The following is a 21917-nucleotide window of genomic DNA, read 5'->3' as shown; positions in this document are numbered from 1 at the left end:
AAATAGTTTGTCGAGATACCTTTCTAAGTTTTCTGTAATCTATTGCTTGGACCAACGCTGCATTGACAAACAGGAAGGCTAGTTGTAAGGTGGAAGTAAATGAATCGACCTTCGCTTGGCGCTGTAACTATTGAAGACACGCCCAGCATTGTCACTAGGGGAGCCTGCTCTTACAGGCTGAGATGAAGGTAGATGCCTTCGAACTCTTTGAACCTGATCTGGTTGAAGCCAGCGTAGGAAAGTGGATAAAGGCGGCATATGACCGTCTGCATGACAGAACCGTGCATCCGCCCTATTCGGGGCGGTTTTTTTGTATGACCATTAGAATGACTTAGGCCTTTCATGCTTGAGGAGGAGATCGTATGAGTAACCACGCAGATTCCAATGAACGTTATTCACGCCAAATGTTATTTGGTCCAATTGGTACGAACGGCCAGTCACAGCTTGCCCAATCTTCCGTCTTGATTGTCGGCATGGGAGCCCTTGGAACTGTTCTGGCTAACCATATGGTCCGATCAGGTGTTGGACGTGTCCGATTCGTTGATCGTGATTATGTTGAGATGAGCAATCTGCAAAGGCAGATGTTGTACGACGAAGAGGATGTGAAGCAAGCCCTTCCCAAGGTTGTAGCTGCCGAGCGTAAGCTGCGAAACATTAACTCTTCTGTGCAGCTCGAACCCGTTGTTTCAGATGTTACGGCTGCCAATGCGGAGCAATTAATAGAAGGCATGGACCTAGTACTGGATGGAACGGACAACTTCCAAACCCGTTTCACTATGAATGACGCTTGTTATAAACACCGAATTCCATTCGTATATGGAGGAGCTGTAGGCTCGCGTGGAATGAGCGCTGCCTTCGTTCCAGGTGTCACACCGTGCTTACGTTGTCTGATCCAGCCTGGGGAAGGAACAGCGGAAACATGTGACCGCGTTGGTGTCCTCTCCCCCGTCGTCGATATCGCTGCTTCCTATCAGGCAATTGAAGCGTTGAAATTGTTAGTTGGCGCGACTCAAGCAAGACGGACGACCTTGCTTACATTCGATATATGGAACAATTATCATTTTGAAATGAAATGCGGGGAGCCAAAACCGGATTGTCCGACTTGCGGTACGCATGAGTATCCGTCACTCCAACCCGGAGCAGCTAATGAAGTTGCTTCCTTGTGCGGAAGAGAGACGGTACAGATTCACCTCTCCTCTTCTTTTGATTTGGAGGAATGGGAAAACCGATTGATAGCAACGGCGAAGGTGGAGCGCAATCCCTTCTTACTGAAGGCTCACCTGCCCGAAGGCGAACGAATTGTGTTATTCCCCGATGGCCGTGTCCTCATACAAGGAACGGATGATCCAGTGCGAGCGAAAACGTTGTATGCCCGGTATATTGGAATGTAGCATGTTTCTTCTTTTAAGAGATTAGGAGGTTTAGTGCGAATGAAAGATTTCAAATTATATGTAATCACAGGCGAATCGTTTCATCCTGAACGACCTTTATTGGAAGTAATGGAGCAAGCGATCATCGGAGGAGCCGATATCATCCAGCTCCGTGACAAGTCCAGCTCCAAACGCGATATATTGATTAAAGCACGCGGTCTGCGAGAGCTAACTCGCCGTTACGGGGTCACTTTTATTGTTAACGATCATATCGATATCGCTTTGGCTGTGGATGCCGACGGTATTCATCTGGGACAAGATGATCTGCCTATTGCTGAGGCTCGTAAGATCGTAGGTCCGGATAAATGGATTGGTATCTCTACACATGCCATAGAAGAAGCGCGGGAGGCCGAACGGGAAGGCGCCGATTATATCGGAGTAGGACCGGTATTCGAAACTAAGAGCAAAGTGGATGTCGTTGCGCCAGTGTCGACCGATTATGTATTTCAGGTTGCAGCAGAGATTAAGATCCCGTTCGTGGCGATTGGCGGCATTAAGCTGCACAATATTGATCAAGTATTAGATGCAGGGGCAACGCGGATTTGTGCGATTAGTGAAATTGTAGGCAGTCAGGATGTTGCAGGAATAAGCGCTGCTTTTCTTGAGCGGATTGAGCAAGCTGACAGCAGGAGGTATCAAGATGGACATTTGGGTTAATGGAAGTAAAAAAGAGATTACAGTCTCCACCGTTGAGCAATTGCTCCAATCCTATGGAATGGAAAGCAAGCTCGTGGTAGTAGAGATTGATGGACAAATTATACAGCGGGAGCAATGGCCCTCCACGGAGTTAACGGAAAATATGAAGGTTGAGCTTGTTCATTTTGTAGGAGGAGGTTGACAGCGATATGGCTACTCACGATCAGTTGATCATAGGCGGAAAAACATTGAGCTCGCGCTTCTTCTTGGGCACCGGCCGTTATCCGAACCCTTATGTGCAACAGCAGGCAATTGCTGCTTCCGGCGCGGAGGTACTCACCTTCGCCATTCGCCGTATTAATCTGGAATCGCCGGATGACGATTCCATTCTTCAGCACTTGGAAGAACGGGTATACACGTTCCTTCCTAATACTTCTGGCGCACGGACGGCGGATGAAGCCGTTCGATTGGCTCGGCTCGCGCGCGCATCCGGCCTGAGCGACTGGATCAAGGTCGAGATCAGCGCGTCTGAGAAGACGCTTCTGCCCGACCCGATCGAGACGCTTAAGGCAACGGAGACGCTAGCGCGCGAAGGGTTTATTGTGCTGCCGTACACGTCCGACGACCCGGTGCTATGCCGCCGGCTCGAGGAAGCGGGAGCGGCAGCCGTTATGCCCGGCGGCTCGCCGATCGGCACAGGGCTCGGTATTCTCAATCCCTACAACTTGGGATTGATTATTGAAGAGTCCGGCGTACCGATCATCGTTGACGCTGGACTTGGTTCGGCGCAGGACGTAGTCCAAGCGATGGAGCTTGGCGCAGCGGGTGTATTGATGAATACACCCGTGGCCAAAGCCAAAGATCCGGTACGTATGGCGGAAGCGATGAGACTTGCCATTGATGCAGGTCGATTGTCGTACTTGGCCGGACGTATTCCGAAGAAGCGTTATGCATCAGCTAGCAGCGGCTTAGAAGAATGGGTGGTCAAGTAGTTGACTTATTAATTGAACAGAAAGCGTGAATAAACTATGGCAGACCACTTGCTTGTAATTGGCGGCGGTGTAATCGGATTATCATGTGCTTATGAGTTAAGAAAGCGCGGTTATCAAGTAACTGTAGCGGAACAACATCAGTGCGGAGGGCAAGCTTCAGGAGCAGCAGCCGGAATGCTTGCTCCTTTTTCGGAGAATAGCGAGCAACCTGACACTTTTTTCCAATTGTGCTTGGATAGTCTCAAGCAATATGAAGAGTGGCAGCAAGAAATACGTGAAGTGTCAGGAATGGAATTTGAATATTCACGCACAGGCAGCTTATACGTATACTTCCATGAGGCAGATCGCTTGGCCATGGAATCTCGTCAGATGTGGCAGCAGCCTTATGGTGCCGATGCAACCATCCTGACAGGCGATGAGCTGTTCCAGCTAGAGCCTGGATTGTCACGATCTGCACTTGGAGCTCTCTATTATCCACATGAGACTCATGTGTATGCTCCGCATTATGTAAAAGCATTAGAACAAGCTTGCCGGAATCTGGGCGTCGTTATATATGAGAATGCTGGGGCCCTCTCTATGGAAGAGGATACTTCTTCTGATCAGGGAGCAGTTAGGGTGACACTGGAGTCCGGCACGATTCTGCATGCTGACCGGTTAGTATTGAGCACTGGGGCTTGGTCCGGACAATGGGAGGAAGCATGGGGTGTTCGAATGCCGGTATACCCTATTCGCGGTCAAATATGCGCTTATGAGTCATCTGCAGTAGGTCCGGTTCGGCATATGGTATTTTGCAGTCAAGGCTATATGGTCGGAAAAGCGAACGGAACCGTAGTATGCGGAGCTTCCGAAGATGTTGCCGGCTTCAACACAACGGTAACCGCCAAAGGATTGGCACGGCTCGAGAGCTGGAACAGCAAGCTGATGCCATCGCTAAAGGAGCACACCCCGTTCCACCAGTGGGCAGGCCTGCGGCCTGCCACGCAGGATGGGTGGCCGCTAATAGGCAAAGCACCTCAAGCGAAGCATGTGTTGTTTGCGGTCGGACATTATCGGAATGGTATTCTTCTTAGCCCAGCGACAGCCAGGCTTGTTGCTGATCTTGCAGATGAGCAATCTAGTTATTATGAGGAAGCGAGGCTGGAGCAGTACCGTTTGGCTTTCGCGCCGAATAGATTTGCCTAAGTTGCTGTTCAAGTCCCCCGGAGGTCGGAGTACCACGAGGCGTTCCTTTTCCAAATTAAATGAGTTAATAGACTATCTTGCTACTAATCTGTAAGTAGATTAAGCAAATTTGGCGGCCGCTTCTGAGAGAGCCAGTGTTTCTATGGGTTATTTGAGCGGAATTGGAGATTTTTTTGGAATAGCCATTTTTCCTATTGGTTATTTTTATGATTTCGGCAATAATCGGATCAACTCACAAGAATAAGGGATAGCTGGATTGGCTATTTGGGCGCAATGAAACCGAATTATTCAAATAACCTGTAGTAACATGGCTTATCCGTAACAAGTGACGTTCGATTTAAGCCCGAACCTGGTAAACATACCTCGATCGCAGAAAACGAACCGTCAACAACGTCAAACTTAGAAGGAGTCTGGTGTGTGATGATGAGCCCAGCAAACCCAACCATTCCAACAGAACATATTCCCAGAGCGCTTACGATTGCCGGCTCGGATTCTGGCGGCGGGGCTGGTATTCAAGCCGATTTAAAAACGTTCCAGGAGCTTGGGGTGTTCGGAATGAGCGCCATTACCGCCATTACCGCTCAGAACACATTGGGTGTTCAGCATGTATTGGCAATCCCTGTAGAAACCATAGCGCAACAGCTAGATTCTGTTCTGTCTGATATTGGGACTGATGCTGTGAAGACGGGTATGCTGTTCTCTGCAGATATTATCCTTCTAGTAGCGCAAAAAGTACGTGAATATGGGGTCGAAGGCAATCTTGTCGTAGACCCTGTAATGATTGCCAAAGGCGGCGCCTCCTTGCTGCAAATCGAAGCCATACAAGCACTCCGCACTGAGCTGCTCCCGCTAGCGGCAGTGGTAACCCCGAACTTGCCTGAGGCTTGCGCCCTGCTCGGCTTGCCTGGCATAGACAGCATCGATGCGATGATTGATGCAGCTCGGCAGCTGCATACGCTTGGTCCCCGCTTCGTGCTGCTCAAAGGCGGTCACCTCGAAGGTGACGAAGCCGTTGACGTGCTGTTCGACGGGTCGGAAGCGGCTCTGTTCCGCTCCCCTCGCATCAACACCCGTCACACGCACGGCACAGGCTGCACGACCGCGTCGGCCATAGCCGCCGGTCTTGCCAAGGGGCTGCCGATGGCTGCCGCTGTGAGCGAAGCCAAGCGCTTCGTCACGGCGGCCATCGGCGCAGCCCTGCCACTCGGGCGCGGGATCGGCCCGACGAACCATGCCGCGTACCGCCTGCAGGCGTCAGCGGACGAGGGCCGCTCATCAAGGCGATGATACATCAAATAGTTTTATATCGTCTTTATACACCTTAAAAGTGAACTCAGCTGCAGAATGTTTCTGTAGAACGGAAATTCCGCTTTGGAGATGAACTCAGCTACCGAAAGTTGCTATAGCGCGGAAAATCCGCTTTAGAGATGATCTCAGATGCAGAAAGTTTGCAGTAGCGCGGAAAATCCGCTTTAAAAAAGTGAATTCAGCTGTCGGAAGTTTGCAAGAAGGACCTGGCCATTGGCCAGGTCCTTCTTACATCTGTTCTATACTCGCGTCCATCCCTTACACACGAAACAAGGCACATCCATCAATTGGCACACATGGCTCATTGTCCAGGTTTAATCCAACTGAACGGCCGTTGTTTGCCACATCGAGGAGCCAACGAGTAAAGTTAGCTACCTTCATTCCTTCTATCTCTTCCATACTGAAAAATCCGGCTGCATCGACTTCCACATTGTCTGGTCTAGGCTCACCACCGACGTATTCCATAGAGAAAGCGACGTAAAGGTTATGAATACTTCTCGGTTGATCGCGAACAGCTACGATATTAGTTACAACTGCTTCAACGCCAGCCTCCTCCAACACTTCACGCTCGATCGTTTTGGTAAACAGCTCTAGCTGCTCAATGTAACCGCCTGGATTCGTCCAATTCCCTTTTCCCGGATCTTGTGCCCTGCGTACAAGCAAATATTTGCCGTCTCTCTCCACCAAAGCGCCTACACCGATACTATAATTGCCCCAGTGCACGTAACTGCACTCCGTACATGCTTTGCGCTCCTCGCCATCAACAACTCTTAGCTCTAAAGCTGCACCGCATGACATACAAAATTTCGCATCCATCTACTTTCACCTTCGTCTCGATGTGATCAGAACCTTGACCTATTATACACCGAACGAGCCGTTTGGGCAGTAAAAATGTAAGGCCATTCCCCAGTAAAAGCAATCTAATACAGATCAACTGACAATTGATGTGCAGCCTCACCAAAGTATAACGCTCATCACTGTTAGACAACTTTTTCCATAGGTGTTTCATCCAACTGTGAATACACCAGCTTTTTATAAATGGTGTCTCCCCTCATGAGTTCGCTATGGGTTCCTTGCTCGGCGACTCGCCCCTCATGCATCACATAGATCAAGTCCGCATTCTGTACGGTCGAGAGCCGGTGGGCAATAATAATCGTTGTAAGGCCGCGGCGAAGCTCGTCGATTTGCTTTTGAACCTGCCGTTCGGTCTCGAGATCAAGCGAAGAGGTGGATTCGTCTAGAATAAGTATTTCGGTTCTGGCGAGTAATGCCCGTGCAAGCGCAAGCCGTTGCTTCTGTCCGCCTGACAAATTGATGCCGCGCTCGCCCAGCTCTGTATCATAGCCCTTGCTAAGAGACCGCACGAATGGATCAATGCTGGCCAGCTCGCATGCTGCTCGCATCTCTTCCTCGGACTTCTCCCTTCCCATCAATACGTTGTTGCGTATCGTATCCGGGAAAAGATAGGGCTCCTGGAATACGACCGACAGTCTATCCATCCACGATGTTCGGTGAACCTGCTGCAGCGGCATCCCATTCACCCTGATACAACCGCTGTCAGGCTCATAAAACTGAATCAGCAGTTGAGCAATGGTCGACTTGCCCCCGCCGCTCGTCCCCACGAAGGCAACCTTTTGGCCGATCGGGATTTGGAGTGACAATCGGTCAAGCACAAGCTTGGAATCATCGGAGTACCGAAAGGTTACCTGATCCAGCTCCAAGCTAGTAATGGGCCCTTGGAGCTCTGTCTCTCCATCATCGATTTGAGGTCCTTCGATGATGCCGCGAATTCGGTCAACCATGGCAAGCCGGCTCTGGGCTTCCATGGCAAATCCGTACAGATCATGAATTGCCGTCATAAGCTGAGCGGTGAATTGATAAATGACGATGTACATCCCAATGGACAATTCACCCTTCATGACCGCATATCCTCCATAACCGAGCACAATCAGTGTAGCGCCCCATTTCAGCGGATCACTCCAGAACAGCTTGCGGTTCTCGAGCTTCCCCTCCTTCATCGCTTTATCATAGAAGATGGAAAAGTTGTCATTATACTTCTTCCGCTCCCAATCCTCCCTGTGAAAGGCTATCACCTCTCTTGTTGAAGAGACGCCTTCCTCCACATGAACTAGAAAATTGGATCTGGCTTCATGGTGCTCACGGGAGGCATCGCGGAGAGCATTTCCGAATTTACGCCCCAGGAACAGATAAAGGATACTGAATACGAGAATACTGCCTAGCAGGATTGGGCTATTCCAGCCGATAATTATGGATACGAGGACTACTGTCAGCACATTGGATATCCCGTTCGGGACAAATTGCGTCAATGCGACCGTTATCCAGTTGATATCATTGGTGAAATAGCTGACATACTTGCCAATCCGCTCATTGTTGTACACTTTCGTTGGCGTCCTATAAATGGCTTTCATCACATCCCGTGTCATGTGGCTGAACACTTTATAGGCGTTGACCCGCCCAATATGCGTCCACAGAACGGCGAACAAGGAAGAGCTTACAAGTGCAGCAGCAAACCAGGATAAGGTTGGAACGAGCAGATCATATCGGGATTGAATAAATATATCATCGATGATGATTTTCTGTACCGCTGTTACGGCAATCTGCGCTGTGGTGGCAATAAGCAGGAAAACAAGCCCGAGCAGAAACCCAGAACGGCACTGCCACACATAGGATGTCATTAATCGGATGCTTTTCAACTTGTCTGCCCCCCTGGAATTGTTATGCTTGCCGATGCGGACGCTATTTGCTGCTTCGCATGAAGGGCCCGATTCTCTTCCTCTTCCTGGAAATGCCTGACGGCGAGCCGATAGAAGCTGCCTCGTTGCTCCATCAGCTCATCATAAGTCCCAGTTTCAGCCGAGCGCCCCTCTTCCATAAGGACGATCCGATCATAATCCTTCACCGTGGACAGCCTGTGAGCAACGGCGACGGTTGTTCGGCCAACCAGCAGCCGGTCCAACGCATCCTGCACATCTTTCTCACTCACATTATCTAGCGCAGAGGTCGCTTCATCCAGCAGAACGATGGAAGGATCCTTCAAAAACATCCGGGCAATCGCTACCCGCTGCCGCTGGCCTCCCGACAGCTTGATGCCGCGTTCACCCACCAGTGAATCGTATCCGTTCGGAAACTGCATAATGAACTCATGAGCGTTGGCTGCTTGGGCAGCTGCTACGATATGCTCCTCAGAAGCATCAGGATTCCCGAAACGGATGTTCTCCCGAATCGATGTGCCGAACAGGTACGTGTCCTGAAACACAAAACCTATGGAATTGCGCAGCTGCCTGAAGGAAAGCTCCTGGAGCGGAGTTCCGTCCAGCAACACCTGTCCCTCTTGCGGATCATAAAACCTTCCGATCAGCTTCAGCACCGTTGTCTTGCCGTTCCCGCTCGTACCGACGAGAGCGACCCGTTCTCCTTTACGGATATGTAAGTCGAAATGCTTCAGAACAGATGGCTGATTCCCATAGCCGAAGCTTACGTCTCGAAAAGTGATTTCCCCTTTTACCTCGGGAAGCTCACGAGTCTCATCCGCCTCTACCACCTCAGGTGTCTGCTGCAGGAATTCATATAGTGACTCTGCTTGCGAAATCACCACACGCTGTTCCGTAAACACCATGACCAGAGAAGTAACAGCCCGCATGAAAAGTAGATAATAGAGTACAAACGCGATGAACGCCCCAAGGGTCAATTGGCCGTCTTGAATATCTCTCGCTCCAAACCAGAATACAAGCAGAAGCCCCATGTAGGTCGTCAAGTTCCGCAAATTCACGCACAGATTCATATGAAAATAATATTTCACAATGAGACCTACAATGTGGCGAGTTCCATCCATCAGCCTGTTCAAATCCCATCTCTCAGTCGAGTGGGCCCTTAACTCCGATACGGCGGACACGCTGTCGTATATTTTTTTGTTGTAATGCATCCGGTATGACTTCGTTTCGTTCAAATATTTGATGCCAATGTGCTGGAAGTAGGGACTGATGATGTAGTAGGAGAGAAAGCACGGGATCGTGAGCAAGCTCAGCTTGGCATTAGAGAGCAGCATAATAACGGAATATAACACCAGGATAAGGATGCGCTGAATCATCTCTGGAAAAGCGAATCGGTACATCCCAATGACCGCATTGACCTCGGTATTAAGCAACGACAGCGTCTTCCCGGCTGGATTCTGCTCATAGTACGAGAAACCAAGCTGCCGCAAATGCCGGAACAGGGTGTATTGCAAATCTCGTCCAGCCTTCATGGAGAAAACCCGCTGCAGCAAATTTCGGGCAGCAGTCAGCGCGATCATTACCGCTATAAAGGCGATTACCAGCAAAAACAGATTGCGCAAGAGGCGGTAGTCTTGGTTCGGAATTACATCGTCTACCACCAACTGCAGAAATTTCGGTATAGCCAGCTCGGTAAATGAAATGATGAGTCCACATACAATAAATAGAGAAAGCTGCAGGCGGTAACGCGTCAAATAAGATATTGTCCATCGGTATACCCTTAATGCATGAGAAGTTCTCTGGAGAAAAGAGAGCGATGGGGGTTCGGTAGAGAGCTTGGACATAGTAACCTGCCTTTCTGGGATATAGTACCTGTATTTCAACTGTATGCCTAATGTTTAACATATTATGGAACACCTGTACGCTTGTCAACGGAAAAATTAATTAGATGAGTATATAGTCAAAACAAATAGGCTGCCGAGCGGAAAAGCTGCAGCCCGAGTATATTTTAAGTTGAAAGTTCTAAGATAAGGGAATAAATAATCTCTCTATTCCTTTACCCTATTATGGACTGGCGAATATAAACTACCCAGTGAGCTTAGCCATACAACAGCAGAAGCACGATCCTTTTCCGCGCCAAGCTGCTCGAACAAACTATAAGCATGGGAGGCTGTTATGGGTACACCATTCCAGCTGTCCACCACCAATTTCCGAATGCCGCCCAGACGATAGATGGCTCTTACTATGGAGCTCATACTGCTAGCGAGGAACGCCCTCTGTTCAGCTGAGTTATTCGGCTTGAACGAGTTCACTTCATAGAATCGCTTCCCATTTTGTTCAATCCACAAACACAGCCGTCCTTGATACAGGACCAGGAAATTGCTTGCTTTTCTTGCATAAGATATCCCATCGCTTTCTGGCCACGAAACTAACGTTCCATATGGATTGGCTGGGTCCACCGCACAAAGCACCACAACCTCGTCTTGATCCCTGTTCTGAAAAGATGCCTGTCTTAAAGCCTCGACCTCAGGAGGCGTGGAAAACTGCAGAGGCGTAATACCTCGTACCCACAAGCCCCTTGTTAACAATCCCCAAGATTCTAGTCTTCGGATAGGTTCCGACAGCACCTCGGTAGGAACATCCAGACGCTCAGACAGCATATCCCTGGTGAATATCCCGTAGCTGTTCAGTAAATGTTGGATCCACACGGTTAGCGATGCATCGGACGATGGTAGTTCTTTCACTTCTGATGAAGGATTGACTGCTTCGCGGTCTTCTTGCAAGTTATCGAGCAAATACCATCGACCCAGACCAGATTGAAACTTACGGGATGAATTGGAGGAGCTGCTCTTGGTGGATGATGGACGGCCTTGACCATGCATTCGAATCGGTGCAAATTGATCATTTGAGACATAGCCGCCCCACACCAGCTCCAACAGCTTATCCAATAACTCAGAAGGTGTAAGACCCGCGTCTCGGCTGAGTGCGGTCAGGAAGCTGGCGCCTTTCCTGCACATCATCTCGAGGAGCTGCTGCTGATCCTCGCTCACCGGATCGCTTTTCATAAGAAAAGGTCGGTACAAGTCTTTGGATTCGGTTAAGAAAAAAGCAATTCTGCCTTCTTTCTCCCCTTCCTGCTTGCGGCCAAACCACAGCACCTCTCCCATGGCGCACAGCTGATCCAGTGTTTCTTTTCGATAATCAGGCAGCCTTGATGGAAACACAAAAGACTCCCAGTGCGTCATGGGTAGGAACACGCCCTGCAGCTTCTCTATCACGAGCCTTAAACCGTCACTGCCCTTCTCGATTGTAATCGGCTGTAGCAACTGCAGCTTGAGTATATGCTCTATTAACCTCGAAGGGTCAACCGGCTCAGCATGATCCCTAAGCTGCTTTGCGGATAGTCGAATGATTTGCTCGGCCGCTTTACGACTAGTCCATAATGGCTCCGAATGATCCTGTTCCTGGTCAGAGAATGGGGATGGTTCCAGAATACGGTCAGCCGCCCACTTGTTGATTAAGGCTTGAACAAATGGTGCAGATAAGCCGAATCGTTCACTTAATTGAGTTGCCGTTACATATAACTGTTGGTCCACATATCGTCCCATAATGAATGTTACGGCTTGGGATTCCTCCGGGAAACTAGCATAAGTCGGGGCTTCATCTGCACAAATCCATCTGAGTTGACCGTGAACGGTGATCTGGATGACGCGCCCTGACTTTCTCAGATTCTCCAGCCATTCCGAGGCTTGTCGGCCGACGTGCTTGACCAGTTCAGCCTCACTGCTGTCACCCCGCTGTTTCAGCAGTCGGTACAGTTCCTCCTCATCTTCTGGTCTTGGCGCACGAGTTGCCCATTCTCCGCTTCCTTCGGGATCGAGCTGTTCCATAAGCTGCTTCAAAGCTGTCGTTCCGAATGTGCGTACTGCTGCATCTCGATTGATGGTCATCAATTGAAGTTGGATGTCCTTGGCTAACGCATCCGATTCGTACATCTGATTATTCGTATATTCAGCAAGAAATTGAAAGGCATAAGGAGAAGGAGCCAAGTTCTTGTGCACGGAGACGTGAATAGTCCCCTTCTCTATCTCTTCTAAAGTGTGGATCAACTGCTTCGTCCCCAGCAGCTCCTCCAGACAGATTTCTAATGTTTCCTGCACAAGCGGGAACTGATCTGCGAACGGCAGCGCATCTCTGAGCAGAGACTCACTGCGGATTCGCTTCACCCAGAGCGGGGTTCGCCCGTAACCCCGAGCAAGCAGCAAGGAGGTTTCGGCCAGACGCCGGAATGTCGCTCCGAATAGAGGTGAACCCGCTATCGATTCCCGAAGAAGCGGCTCGACTCGATCCGAAGTCACGCTGCGAATCAAGTCCACCCAGCTATCGTCCCATTCAGGGAAGACGAATTCGATCCCATTCTCCTTAGCATTCGAATAGAAGCGGTAAGGCAGCAGCTGGTCGAAGGTGCGCTGCAGGACAAGCTGCCATGTGCGATTCAACCGTCGCCCGAACAAGCTGTGAATGATGAGGTGAATTCGGCCCGCATCGTCCTTGTACTGTTCAATCACGATATGTTTGTCAGTCGGAACCGCACATACGCTTCGCTGCCTGATTACATTAGCCGCAAGACGTTCAGCCGCTGATTCATCCAGATAAAAGTTCCTGGTCAGCCAAGCTTCTGCAGCCGCTTCCGAATTATCATGCAAACGATCGAGCAGCTCCCCTAAAAAAGCTCCAACTCTTCTGGAAACATCATATGTGCGCCCTGGTCCTTCACCTTGCCAGAAAGGGATTTCACTGAAAGCATTGGTTGATTCCTTGACAAGCACCCGATCGTTCTGGATGGACTGGATTCTCCACGAAGCGGTGCCAAGCATGAATACGTCTCCTACACGGCTTTCATGGATATACACTTCATCCAGCTCGCCTAGTTGGGTGCGTGTCTCGTGATGATAGATGGGGTAGGCAGAGCTTTGTGGGATCGTTCCCGCACCGAGGATCGCCGCCATCTTGGTATTGCTGCGGGGCATCAGACTGCCCCAGTCAGCCTGGCTGTCGTCCGTATCGCGGGCGACATCAAGCTTGGCAGCGGCTTCCTGTTCTGTGCTGCTGCGGGCCCAATCAAGCAAAGGTTTGCTGAACGGGTAATACCCGGACAGCACCTGCAGCACGCCCTCGAACCGCGCCCGGCTAAGCGCGCGGTATCCATAACTGCGCCGCAGCAGCGCATACGCGCGATCTGCGGCCATCGGGCCCGCGGCGGCCATCGCCGCCAGCTGCTGCGCGAGGACATCCCAATCCCCAGTGGGGATGCGGATGTCCTCTATGGCGCGCGCCGCGATGTCGCGGGCCAGCAGCGCGCACTCGGCGAGCGCGCCCGGGACGCGCGCGACGATGACGCCGCGGCTAACGTCGCCGACGCTGTGGCCCGCGCGTCCGATGCGCTGGATGCCGGCCGCCGCGCTCTGCGGCGAATCGATCTGGATGACCAGATCGATGTGGCCGACATCTATGCCAAGCTCCAGCGTTGCCGTCGCCACTAGGCAGCGCAGCTCGCCCGACTTGAGCGCACGCTCGACGTCGAGCCGCTTCTCACGCGATACGCTGCCGTGATGGGACCTGGCCATCTCGTAGCCGACATGGTCATTCAAACGCAACGTGATCCGCTCGCATAATCGTCGATTGTTCACGAAGATCAATACCGATCGGCTGCCCTCCATCCGCTCCATCAACAGCTCCAGGAGCGGAGTCCATACGGATTCTTCATCATTCTTATGCTGCTTGCGATGAGAACTGGGCATTGTGACACTGATCTCGAAACGCTTATCCATGCTGCTCTCTACGATGACGGACTCACGCGGAGTTCCATCTTCCTCGAAGCCTGTCAGAAACGAGCTTACCCGCTCCAAAGGACGTATAGTAGCCGATACACCTATTCGCTGAGCCTCTCGTCCGCACCATTCTGTCAATCGTTCCAAAGTGACACTTAGATGGAGTCCACGCTTGTCTGCGGCAAGCTGGTGAATCTCATCGATTATAATCTGCTCGACCGATTGCAGCATGCTTCTTGCCTTTTCGGAAGCCAGCAGCAAATATAGCGATTCAGGTGTGGTAACCAACACATCAGGCGGATTCTTGATCATGGAAGCCCGTGTACTCTGAGATGTATCCCCTGTGCGAATGCCTACACGAATACCTGGCCAATGTAAGCCATGCTTCGCGGCATAAGCTTCCATCTCTCCGACAAAGGCGAACAAATGATGGTGAATATCATTATTAAGAGCCTTGAGCGGGGTTACATACAATAGACGGACTCCACTGTTGCGATTGGAACGTCTAGCCCCATCCTTTTCCCGATCCGAATCATTCTCCTCTTCCCATTTTCGGCTCACAATCCGGTCCAGACAAGGAAGGATAGCTGCTAACGTCTTCCCAGATCCTGTTGGCGCAGCGATGAGCACATCTTGACCATCGCGAATAGCGGGCCAAGCGCTCCGCTGAACTTCAGTCGGCTGTCCGAAGGATTCGCGGAACCATCCACGTACAACAGGATTATCAATCAGACCCTTAAGTTTGGATTCCTCATTGGTCATCAGCTGTCTCTCCTTTCGGCACCAATTATGATAGAATAATAGGGACATTTATATGATATCCATAGTTGAAAGGAATCCATTCTTCCATGACCATTCTGCATAATGATTGGGCCCCTTTACTGGAGCCCGAATTCGATAAGCCCTATTATAAGCAGCTTCGCCAATTCCTGGCTGACGAATACCGCACCCAAACGATTTACCCTGATATGCATCATATTTTTAATGCCTTACATACGACGGGTTACAAGGATACCAAGGTCTTGATCCTCGGACAAGACCCGTATCACGGCCCAGGACAAGCGCATGGCCTGAGCTTCTCTGTGCAACCTGGGATTCCTGCTCCTCCCTCATTGAAAAACATGTTCAAAGAGCTTCAATCCGATTTAGGCTTGCCCATCCCTCGTCATGGCTATTTGTTAGACTGGGCCAAGCAAGGTGTAATGCTGCTTAACACGGTACTCACCGTCAGAGAAAGCACACCAAATTCGCATAAGGGTAAAGGCTGGGAAGCGTTTACAGATCGCATTATTACGTTATTGAATGATCGTCCTGAACCCGTTGTTTTTGTTCTCTGGGGAAGTCATGCCCAGCAGAAGCTTCAACAAATCGATACAACGAGGCATTTCGTCATTCAATCCGTTCATCCCAGTCCTCTATCTGCTCATCGGGGATACTTCGGAAGTCGTCCTTTTTCTAGAATTAATCAATATCTCAAACAGCTCGGCAGCGTCGAAATTGATTGGAAGCTGTCTGAACACGAAACCGATGCGTTAACCAGCTAGTCGTATAGCTGCTTACCTGCAACCTAGAATCACTTAGTTACATGCGCTTTCAGCAGATCCACAATCCCCTGATCGCCGCTCTCACCCGCCATAGTCATCACAGAGACACCTGCTTCGTTAACCGCCTCCGGATTGGCTCCATATTCAAGCAGCAAACGAATCATGTCCGCTTGTTTGTTGTGCACTGCACCATGTAAAGGAGTCCAGTCCGATTGCTGCCTCGCGTTCACATCCGCTCCATGCTGCAGTAATAAGGCAGCGATCGTCAGTTTGTTGGTTGCAACAGCGCTATGCAGCGGTGCTACGTGCATTGCATTATAAGAATGCGTGCGCAGATCCGCTCCTTCCCTCACTAGGAAAGCAACAACATCCTCATGCCCAAAAAACGCGGCTAGACCAACAGGTGTAAAACCATCGTGCGCAAAGCTGTTCAGCAGCTCCGGTCTCTGCGCGAGTAAAGCTCTTACGGTTTCCAACTTGCCGATTGCGCAAGCTTCATACAAATTAAGCATAGCTCCTGATTCCAATAAATAGCGGACAATTTCTTTTGCCCCGTAGTAAGCGGATAGCATAATGGGGCTGTTCCCTTGCATATCCCGACTATTCACAAGCTCCGGGCGCCCCTTGCACAGCATGGTCACGGTTTCTAGATCTTTACGCTTGACCGCATCGAATATGGATTGCTGCATGCTTACGCCTCCTAAGCTACTAACACCTGCTTTAAATTAGTATAACGGATAAAGGCGGACAACAACAAACAAAACTACCGTTTGAGATCAACGGTAGTCATCCTTCTCATGCGGGTGCCGACGTCCGATTCGCCTGCTCCTTATTCCTTTAGCGATCCGAGCATTGAGCCCTTGACGAAGTATTTTTGCAAAAACGGATAAACGATTAGAATCGGCAGCGTCGTGATGTACATAACGGTGATGGGTACCCTCCTGTGTATCCTTTTAACTTCTGCTCTCGCCTTCACTCTCACCAGGCCGATGATGCCGGGAAGGAAAATGATTTTAAACCATTTGCTGTGCAGCAGCCCTGCAAACATGTTGTAATCCTGAAACGCCTCGGCAAATTTCAGGAACTACTCCAGCGTCTTCGGCACGTCCATTTTTAACTGATCCAGCATGTCTTGGCGATAGAAGATGACTCGATCGGCGGGCTCTCCAGTGAGTACGGGAATGCCGTAAACTTTGCCGTTTTTCATTACTTTAGGGCTGTTCCAGGCGACCTCAGGGACTTTCTTCTTAAGGTTCGGACCGTATATAATGGGTCCTTCTGTAAATGATTATTGAGACATGGATGTCGCCTTAACATGGAATAATCAACGAAAGCTTGTAGTTTTCCATACCGGTTCGGAAGGACCCTCTAGGCTTTCATATTTTCGGTACTCTGATGGCGTCGTTCCGGTATATTTCTTAAATGTTTTTGAGAAATAGGCATAGTCCTCGAATCCGACGGCCTCGCCCGCTTCATACACTTTCACAAACGGATTTTGCAAATACAATTTGGCTTTCTCCATTCGAAGTTGGGTTAAATATTGGTTAAATGAAACCCCCGTCTCTCTCTTGAATGTAATACCAAAGTGATTGGGAGAGATCTCAAAATGAGCAGCGGCATCCTTCAAGGAAAGCTCTGCTTTCATATAGTTTTCTTCGATATACGCAGTAACGCTCTTGATCATGCGATTGTAGCCCCACCAGTTCCGGGAAGACCGGATATGATCGACTGAGCCAGTTAGGCTGGTACGCAGCGACTCGTAAAGGTCCGCGTTGTTCAGCGGATTCTCCGGCAATCGTATTGCCGGAAGCGGCAGACCGCTCTGATTCAACTCCTGCAGCTCCCCGTTTAGAACCACCATATAATAAACGAATTGTTCCATGACTTCAGGTGGTGTTTTTCCCGAATCGGGGATCAGGAGGGTTCGGATCCGCTCCAGTTCGGACCTCAGTTCCTCTTCATTTAAATGCCACAACCAGCTTGCCATTTGTTCGGCATAATTTTTCCATGGCCACATCCAGTCCTTCGATTTAGAGCGATTATCTGCCTTTTGGAAAATACGGCTGCGGATCTTAATCATGACTGATAAAAAATAGTCCGGATCTATCGGCTTCAGCAGGTAATCGGTAACTCCGCTGCGCAGCGCGCTTTGGGCATATTCGAAATCGCCGTAGCCGGAAACGACTAGGAATTCGGACCCCGAGGTTTGGGCAGAAAGGTTGCGGATTAGTTCCAAACCGTCCACACCCGGCATGCGAATATCGGTTATTAGCAGATCGGGCTTCAGCTCTAGGAACATTTGCAAGGCTTGCTCCCCATCTTTGGCCTCCCCTACAACCATGAAACCATTGGAATCTCTCTCGATCAACGTTTTCAAATTAAGCCGGACCATCCGTTCGTCATCTGCGATCAGCACTTTGTACATCCTTCACCACTCCTTTCAAGTAGGGGAGCATCATTTGGATCTTAGAGCCTTGTTCTCCTGATTGGGAAATCCGGATCCCGTACGGGTGTCCAAAAGCGAGTCGCAGTCGGGTATGCACATTCCATAAGCCGATCTTCTGGAAAGGACTGAACCCGGCTCTCATCATCTTGGCTTCCGTCACAGTTTCGAAAGCCTCATTGTATTTTCGCATCAGCTCTGATGGCATCCCAACACCATCATCTTGGATATACAGTGAGAAAAGGCCTTCTTCCGCTACACCGTTGATACATATTTTCCCGGGTGTTATTCCGTGCTTTTCATAGGCGTGCTTAAAAGCATTTTCAACGAGAGGCTGCACGGTAAGACGAAACAGATAGACATTGTCCAGCTTGTTCTCGTCCACGTTTATTTCAAATTTAAAATCTTCGAACCGCAACTCCTGAACTTTGATATAACTGATAATATGTTCAAGTTCCTCCCGCAAGCTGACAACTTGATTCGGATTGCTTACGCTGTATCGGAATATATTGGAAAGATAGACTGTCATCCGGCTGATTGGCTTTACATCAGCCATCACAGCGTACGAGTTGATGATTTCCAAAGTGTTATAAAGAAAATGCGGGTTGATCCGGGATTGCAAGGCCGACATCAGCGCATCGCTGTGCTTCAGTTCAAGCTCTTTCTCCCGTACCCTAGTCGCATGGATCTCCTCTATTAATTTTTTGATTTCATGGAACATCCGATAGAATACGACAAATGCCAGAACAAGGATGAGAGCCCCGATGAAAACAGTGAGGAGTTGAAGACGCCGTAGGCCTCCTAACATTTCGAATTTGGATGTTTCCGAGATAATTTTGAACTTCGTCAGACTTGAGACCTGGTATACCATCATTTTTTTGCCCTCGGGATCGTCTTGAATGAACCGCCCGCCACTAGATTCCATCCTTCGGGACCAAGCTTCAGGCAGAAAGGTGCCCCATTTCTCTCGGTCCGTATGATAGATGATCTGGCCGTCCTCGTCTGCTATTGCTATGTATCCGTTTTTTCCGTAAGGTTTGATATCAGCGATTTTCAGCATTTGATCCAAAGACAAGGCCATCAGAAGAGCTCCGGCTGGTTGGTACGTCACATTGTCGATCACTTTCCGATATACCGTTATAACCGGTACACCGCTTTTTTCGGCTACCCCGAGAATTTTAAAGCTATCGTCCATCAAGGGCATATCTGTCGGAACCGATACCCAGGGATGCAAGATGGATTCGCCAAAATAAGCGCCTTTTTCTGAAATGATGGCAAATCCGTATATGTCTCTCCGTAGATGGGGTACCAGCTCGTTCGAAATTCGTGCTTTTAACCGGTACATTTCGTACGGATTGTACGGATCTGACTTGATGAATTCCTGGATAAGGGGATGGCCCGGAAGGGGCAGTGAGTCCGCCTTAATACCGGCAAAGTATTCATCTAATTGAGTATTAACCCGCCGTGTCAACTGCTCGTTGTAATAGATCCCGCTCTCCTCAACGGTCTTAGCCGACTTTGCGTACCAGACTAGACAGGCGGACAAAAAAGGAATACAAAATAAAACTACAAAAAAAATAAGTAGATTTTTCTTGATGGATAAGGGCTGGCGAAACTTATTCACAGCAACCTCACTTTCTTAGGACCAAGGTAGAATCACCCGTACGGTTTTGTTTACACAATCTTCACAAAAAGAAAGCGTTTACTAGTTTAAAAGACTTAAAAACATGTGATATCGCTATCACATGTTCCGCACGTTAAATCGACCAGTTGGACTTCTGAATGGTCATACTTAGCATGCTACCTATTCGAGAAATGTTTATATAAACTCGTTTTTGTTTGTTTCGGTGATATTAGAGTATTAGAAGGGAATCAGGTTGTCAACTGTTCGACGGTTCTTAGAGCACTACATTACATTATCTTAACTTTATATAACAAGCTTTTTTACAGAAGTTTAATATGCATTCTGTAGAATTCGTATTGACAATACAACAGATGCATTTTACATTTTAAGTACAAAACGAGCATTTCCGAATACATTATTTATCCATTTGAGCATTTATCTAAGGAGGTATGGAGAATGAGCACCAATATCGAGCCCCCTCATCGTGACTCTGCAGCAGACCGTATAATCACTGGCTACGATGGGAATGGCAGGCGCGGCCGTAATGCTGTTAGCCTTCCACTTCCTTCGCTTACTACATAACAGATTCCGAGCAGGAAGGGTTTTTCCTATACGACCCAGCCGATTCACATTCCGAAGACAACACTGGAACGGTACTTGTAAGTGCGTCAGGTATGAGATACAAGCGCGTCGTGGACAATTATACGGTTAACGCTAAGTGGTACGGGGCAAATGGTGACGCCAACGCAGATGATACGATTGCTCTTCAATCCGCTTTAAACGAGGCCCTGCGCTGACAGCAAATGGAAACCTGCAGGATTTATCCGTAAACCCGAACACTTCGTTTGAAGATTTGACTTGATGCAAAAAGACTGCCGCCAAGACAGAGGTCTTGGCGGCAGTCTAAGTTATACGGTTCTAATCGCGAGTTGAGTTGAAACGTGCGGAATGTCCTTGTTCACTCATCTTGCGTTCTTTACCCCCGTATAGTCTTAATCTGTAATTACGCTGAATAAATTTGCGGGTTCTGACGGCGGCATTCTTCCATAACGGCCATTTGCTGACGAACTTGTTGAGGTGTAATCTCGGACTCAGCACCCTCAGTCAACGAAGAATAAAGCTTGGAATATAACGTAATGGTCATGTATTCGAATGCTGCCACTCCCTCTGGCAAGCTGAGCTCCCAGGAGTCTTCATACCAAGTCAATTTCTCATTGCAGTAAGCAGGGTTTCCATTAGCGTCCATCAGCGGCGTCTTTGTAAGCACCTGTTCAGGAGCTTCGTCGGACTTGAAATACTTCCAAGTCAGCTTCTGCGTGTTACCTGTTAATCCGCCGTTCGTGCCTTGAATCGTGAATTGTGCTCTCGGGAATGCAGAGCAAGATGAAATTTCCAAGTCAATTACAGGACGGCCTGGACCTCTAAGTATTATTTTTACATAATCCTCAGCATCTCCATATGTGTTGGCGCGATCCATAATACAAGTCACCTGAGGCATAAGATCCGTTCCGAACAATTGCAAGGCTTGGTCAACTGGGTGAGGGCCTGTATTCAACAAGTTGCCTCCGTTGTTGCTCTGAAGGGTTTGCCAATCCCAACGGCGAGCGAATCCATTGCTTGTGAAATCCACTTGCACAATGCGTCCCAATGCGCCTGATGCAATCAATTCACGCATTTTCACAAAAGCAGGCATGTATCTCGATTGTTGGAATACAGCCAGCGTTGCTCCTGATTTCTCGGAGGCTGCGATCAATTGATCCACTTCTTCAGGAGTCTTGGCTAGCGGCTTCTCGCACAGTACGTTAACTCCACGGTTAAGCAAATCAAGCGTAATCGGGAAATGCAGGTCGCTAGGAGAAGCATTAACAACCAGATCCAATTGCTCGGATTCAACCATTTCCTCCCAAGTCGGGTAGGCGTTGCAGCTGAATTCTTCGACCGCGCGCTTTCGGCGATCCTCCAGACCGTCTGCTACTGCAACAATCGTATACTTATCTTTCAGACGAGCCAAACCAAGTCCGTGAATATTACGCCCGCTTCGGCCTTGTCCGATGATTCCTACTTTAAGGAGTTGATTGCTCATAATGTGTTGTCCTCTTTTCACAATTAGGATGAGTGCATGCAGTAAATCCATTCAAACTTAACAACTAAGACTTCTACATGTTACTATACCCCTCAGCAGCCTACGCTTCTTG

At 49.3% G+C, this 21917-nt stretch carries 17 protein-coding genes, 2 pseudogenes and 1 riboswitch; of the genes and pseudogenes, 10 read left to right on the top strand and 9 right to left on the bottom strand.

Annotated features, from left to right (window positions below; genetic code table 11):
• The first annotated feature begins 146 nt into the window (after positions 1-146).
• Positions 147-257, top strand: a riboswitch (TPP riboswitch).
• A gap of 105 nt (positions 258-362) precedes the next feature.
• The 6 genes from AC58QD_RS14265 (at position 363) to thiD (ending at position 5527) form a co-directional block, all read left to right on the top strand.
• Complete coding sequence (locus tag AC58QD_RS14265; RefSeq protein ID WP_497334272.1) at positions 363-1391, top strand: ThiF family adenylyltransferase; 1029 nt, start codon at positions 363-365, stop codon at positions 1389-1391.
• A 39-nt stretch (positions 1392-1430) separates the two neighbouring features.
• The gene (gene thiE / locus AC58QD_RS14260; RefSeq protein WP_497334270.1) at positions 1431-2087 is read left to right on the top strand and encodes a thiamine phosphate synthase; all 657 of its coding nucleotides are present in this window, start codon (positions 1431-1433) and stop codon (positions 2085-2087) included.
• The gene (thiS, locus tag AC58QD_RS14255; protein ID WP_497334268.1) at positions 2071-2268 is read left to right on the top strand and encodes a sulfur carrier protein ThiS; all 198 of its coding nucleotides are present in this window, start codon (positions 2071-2073) and stop codon (positions 2266-2268) included. The genes thiE and thiS overlap by 17 nt, the downstream gene beginning before the upstream one ends.
• A 7-nt stretch (positions 2269-2275) precedes the next feature.
• Positions 2276-3058: a thiazole synthase gene (locus tag AC58QD_RS14250; protein WP_497334266.1), complete on the top strand. Its 783-nt coding sequence runs from the start codon at positions 2276-2278 to the stop codon at positions 3056-3058.
• Positions 3059-3094: 36 nt separating this feature from the next.
• Positions 3095-4240 (top strand): glycine oxidase ThiO, encoded by a 1146-nt coding sequence (gene thiO, locus AC58QD_RS14245; protein ID WP_497334264.1) that lies wholly within the window; start codon positions 3095-3097, stop codon positions 4238-4240.
• Positions 4241-4660: 420 nt separating this feature from the next.
• The gene (gene thiD, locus AC58QD_RS14240; RefSeq protein ID WP_497334262.1) at positions 4661-5527 is read left to right on the top strand and encodes a bifunctional hydroxymethylpyrimidine kinase/phosphomethylpyrimidine kinase; all 867 of its coding nucleotides are present in this window, start codon (positions 4661-4663) and stop codon (positions 5525-5527) included.
• Positions 5528-5806: 279 nt separating this feature from the next.
• Here the strand turns inward: thiD and AC58QD_RS14235 are convergent, their stop codons facing one another.
• The 4 genes from AC58QD_RS14235 to AC58QD_RS14220 form a co-directional block, all read right to left on the bottom strand.
• A complete protein-coding gene (locus AC58QD_RS14235; protein ID WP_497334260.1) occupies positions 5807-6364 on the bottom strand; it encodes an NUDIX domain-containing protein in 558 nt (185 codons plus the stop codon).
• Positions 6365-6528: 164 nt separating this feature from the next.
• On the bottom strand, positions 6529-8262 hold the full coding sequence (locus tag AC58QD_RS14230) for an ABC transporter ATP-binding protein (protein ID WP_497334258.1): 1734 nt from the start codon (positions 8260-8262) through the stop codon (positions 6529-6531).
• On the bottom strand, positions 8259-10034 hold the full coding sequence (locus AC58QD_RS14225) for an ABC transporter ATP-binding protein (RefSeq protein ID WP_497334256.1): 1776 nt from the start codon (positions 10032-10034) through the stop codon (positions 8259-8261). Before AC58QD_RS14225 ends, AC58QD_RS14230 begins: the two co-directional genes overlap by 4 nt.
• Positions 10035-10328: 294 nt before the next feature.
• Positions 10329-14873, bottom strand: a complete 4545-nt coding sequence (locus tag AC58QD_RS14220; RefSeq protein ID WP_497334254.1) for a DEAD/DEAH box helicase — start codon at positions 14871-14873, stop codon at positions 10329-10331.
• An 86-nt stretch (positions 14874-14959) separates the two neighbouring features.
• Between AC58QD_RS14220 and AC58QD_RS14215 the strand changes: the two genes are divergently transcribed.
• Entirely contained in the window at positions 14960-15655 is a 696-nt protein-coding gene (locus AC58QD_RS14215) for a uracil-DNA glycosylase (RefSeq protein WP_497334252.1), read from the top strand.
• Between the two features lie 29 nt (positions 15656-15684).
• Here the strand turns inward: AC58QD_RS14215 and AC58QD_RS14210 are convergent, their stop codons facing one another.
• From AC58QD_RS14210 to AC58QD_RS14195, 4 genes and pseudogenes are all read right to left on the bottom strand, one after another.
• A complete protein-coding gene (locus AC58QD_RS14210; protein WP_497334250.1) occupies positions 15685-16344 on the bottom strand; it encodes an ankyrin repeat domain-containing protein in 660 nt (219 codons plus the stop codon).
• A 140-nt stretch (positions 16345-16484) separates the two neighbouring features.
• A pseudogene (locus tag AC58QD_RS14205) lies at positions 16485-16577 on the bottom strand (carbohydrate ABC transporter permease); the annotation flags it as partial.
• A gap of 402 nt (positions 16578-16979) precedes the next feature.
• Positions 16980-18080, bottom strand: a complete 1101-nt coding sequence (locus AC58QD_RS14200; RefSeq protein WP_497334248.1) for a response regulator transcription factor — start codon at positions 18078-18080, stop codon at positions 16980-16982.
• Positions 18055-19722, bottom strand: a complete 1668-nt coding sequence (locus AC58QD_RS14195; protein ID WP_497334246.1) for a sensor histidine kinase — start codon at positions 19720-19722, stop codon at positions 18055-18057. Before AC58QD_RS14195 ends, AC58QD_RS14200 begins: the two co-directional genes overlap by 26 nt.
• A 456-nt stretch (positions 19723-20178) precedes the next feature.
• On the opposite strand from AC58QD_RS14195, the gene AC58QD_RS14190 reads away from it, so the two are divergent.
• The 3 genes and pseudogenes from AC58QD_RS14190 to AC58QD_RS14180 all read left to right on the top strand — a co-directional run bounded on the left by AC58QD_RS14190 (position 20179) and on the right by AC58QD_RS14180 (position 20519).
• Positions 20179-20304: a hypothetical protein gene (locus tag AC58QD_RS14190; RefSeq protein ID WP_497334244.1), complete on the top strand. Its 126-nt coding sequence runs from the start codon at positions 20179-20181 to the stop codon at positions 20302-20304.
• Positions 20301-20360, top strand: a pseudogene (locus tag AC58QD_RS14185) (hypothetical protein); the annotation flags it as partial. The gene AC58QD_RS14190 and the pseudogene AC58QD_RS14185, both read left to right, overlap by 4 nt.
• 36 nt (positions 20361-20396) lie before the next feature.
• Positions 20397-20519 (top strand): hypothetical protein, encoded by a 123-nt coding sequence (locus AC58QD_RS14180; protein WP_497334242.1) that lies wholly within the window; start codon positions 20397-20399, stop codon positions 20517-20519.
• A gap of 206 nt (positions 20520-20725) precedes the next feature.
• Here AC58QD_RS14180 and AC58QD_RS14175 read toward each other — a convergent pair whose 3' ends face one another.
• The gene (locus AC58QD_RS14175; protein WP_497334240.1) at positions 20726-21805 is read right to left on the bottom strand and encodes a Gfo/Idh/MocA family protein; all 1080 of its coding nucleotides are present in this window, start codon (positions 21803-21805) and stop codon (positions 20726-20728) included.
• Positions 21806-21917: the final 112 nt, after the last annotated feature.

Source organism: Paenibacillus sp. J2R1T-4, assembly GCF_059692235.1.
The sequence above is the reverse complement of the archived record's forward strand: the minus strand, read 5'-3'. Positions and strand labels throughout refer to the sequence as shown.

Bases quoted from the DNA above. Each gene is read 5' to 3' on its own strand.
- AC58QD_RS14265 (WP_497334272.1), top strand. From the start codon at position 363: ATGAGTAACCACGCAGATTCCAATGAACGTTATTCACGCCAAATGTTA.
- thiE (WP_497334270.1), top strand. From the start codon at position 1,431: ATGAAAGATTTCAAATTATATGTAATCACAGGCGAATCGTTTCATCCT.
- thiS (WP_497334268.1), top strand. From the start codon at position 2,071: ATGGACATTTGGGTTAATGGAAGTAAAAAAGAGATTACAGTCTCCACC.
- AC58QD_RS14250 (WP_497334266.1), top strand. From the start codon at position 2,276: ATGGCTACTCACGATCAGTTGATCATAGGCGGAAAAACATTGAGCTCG.
- thiO (WP_497334264.1), top strand. From the start codon at position 3,095: ATGGCAGACCACTTGCTTGTAATTGGCGGCGGTGTAATCGGATTATCA.
- thiD (WP_497334262.1), top strand. From the start codon at position 4,661: ATGATGAGCCCAGCAAACCCAACCATTCCAACAGAACATATTCCCAGA.
- AC58QD_RS14235 (WP_497334260.1), bottom strand. From the start codon at position 6,364: ATGGATGCGAAATTTTGTATGTCATGCGGTGCAGCTTTAGAGCTAAGA.
- AC58QD_RS14220 (WP_497334254.1), bottom strand. From the start codon at position 14,873: ATGACCAATGAGGAATCCAAACTTAAGGGTCTGATTGATAATCCTGTT.
- AC58QD_RS14215 (WP_497334252.1), top strand. From the start codon at position 14,960: ATGACCATTCTGCATAATGATTGGGCCCCTTTACTGGAGCCCGAATTC.
- AC58QD_RS14210 (WP_497334250.1), bottom strand. From the start codon at position 16,344: ATGCAGCAATCCATATTCGATGCGGTCAAGCGTAAAGATCTAGAAACC.
- AC58QD_RS14200 (WP_497334248.1), bottom strand. From the start codon at position 18,080: ATGTACAAAGTGCTGATCGCAGATGACGAACGGATGGTCCGGCTTAAT.
- AC58QD_RS14190 (WP_497334244.1), top strand. From the start codon at position 20,179: ATGAGCACCAATATCGAGCCCCCTCATCGTGACTCTGCAGCAGACCGT.
- AC58QD_RS14180 (WP_497334242.1), top strand. From the start codon at position 20,397: ATGAGATACAAGCGCGTCGTGGACAATTATACGGTTAACGCTAAGTGG.
- AC58QD_RS14175 (WP_497334240.1), bottom strand. From the start codon at position 21,805: ATGAGCAATCAACTCCTTAAAGTAGGAATCATCGGACAAGGCCGAAGC.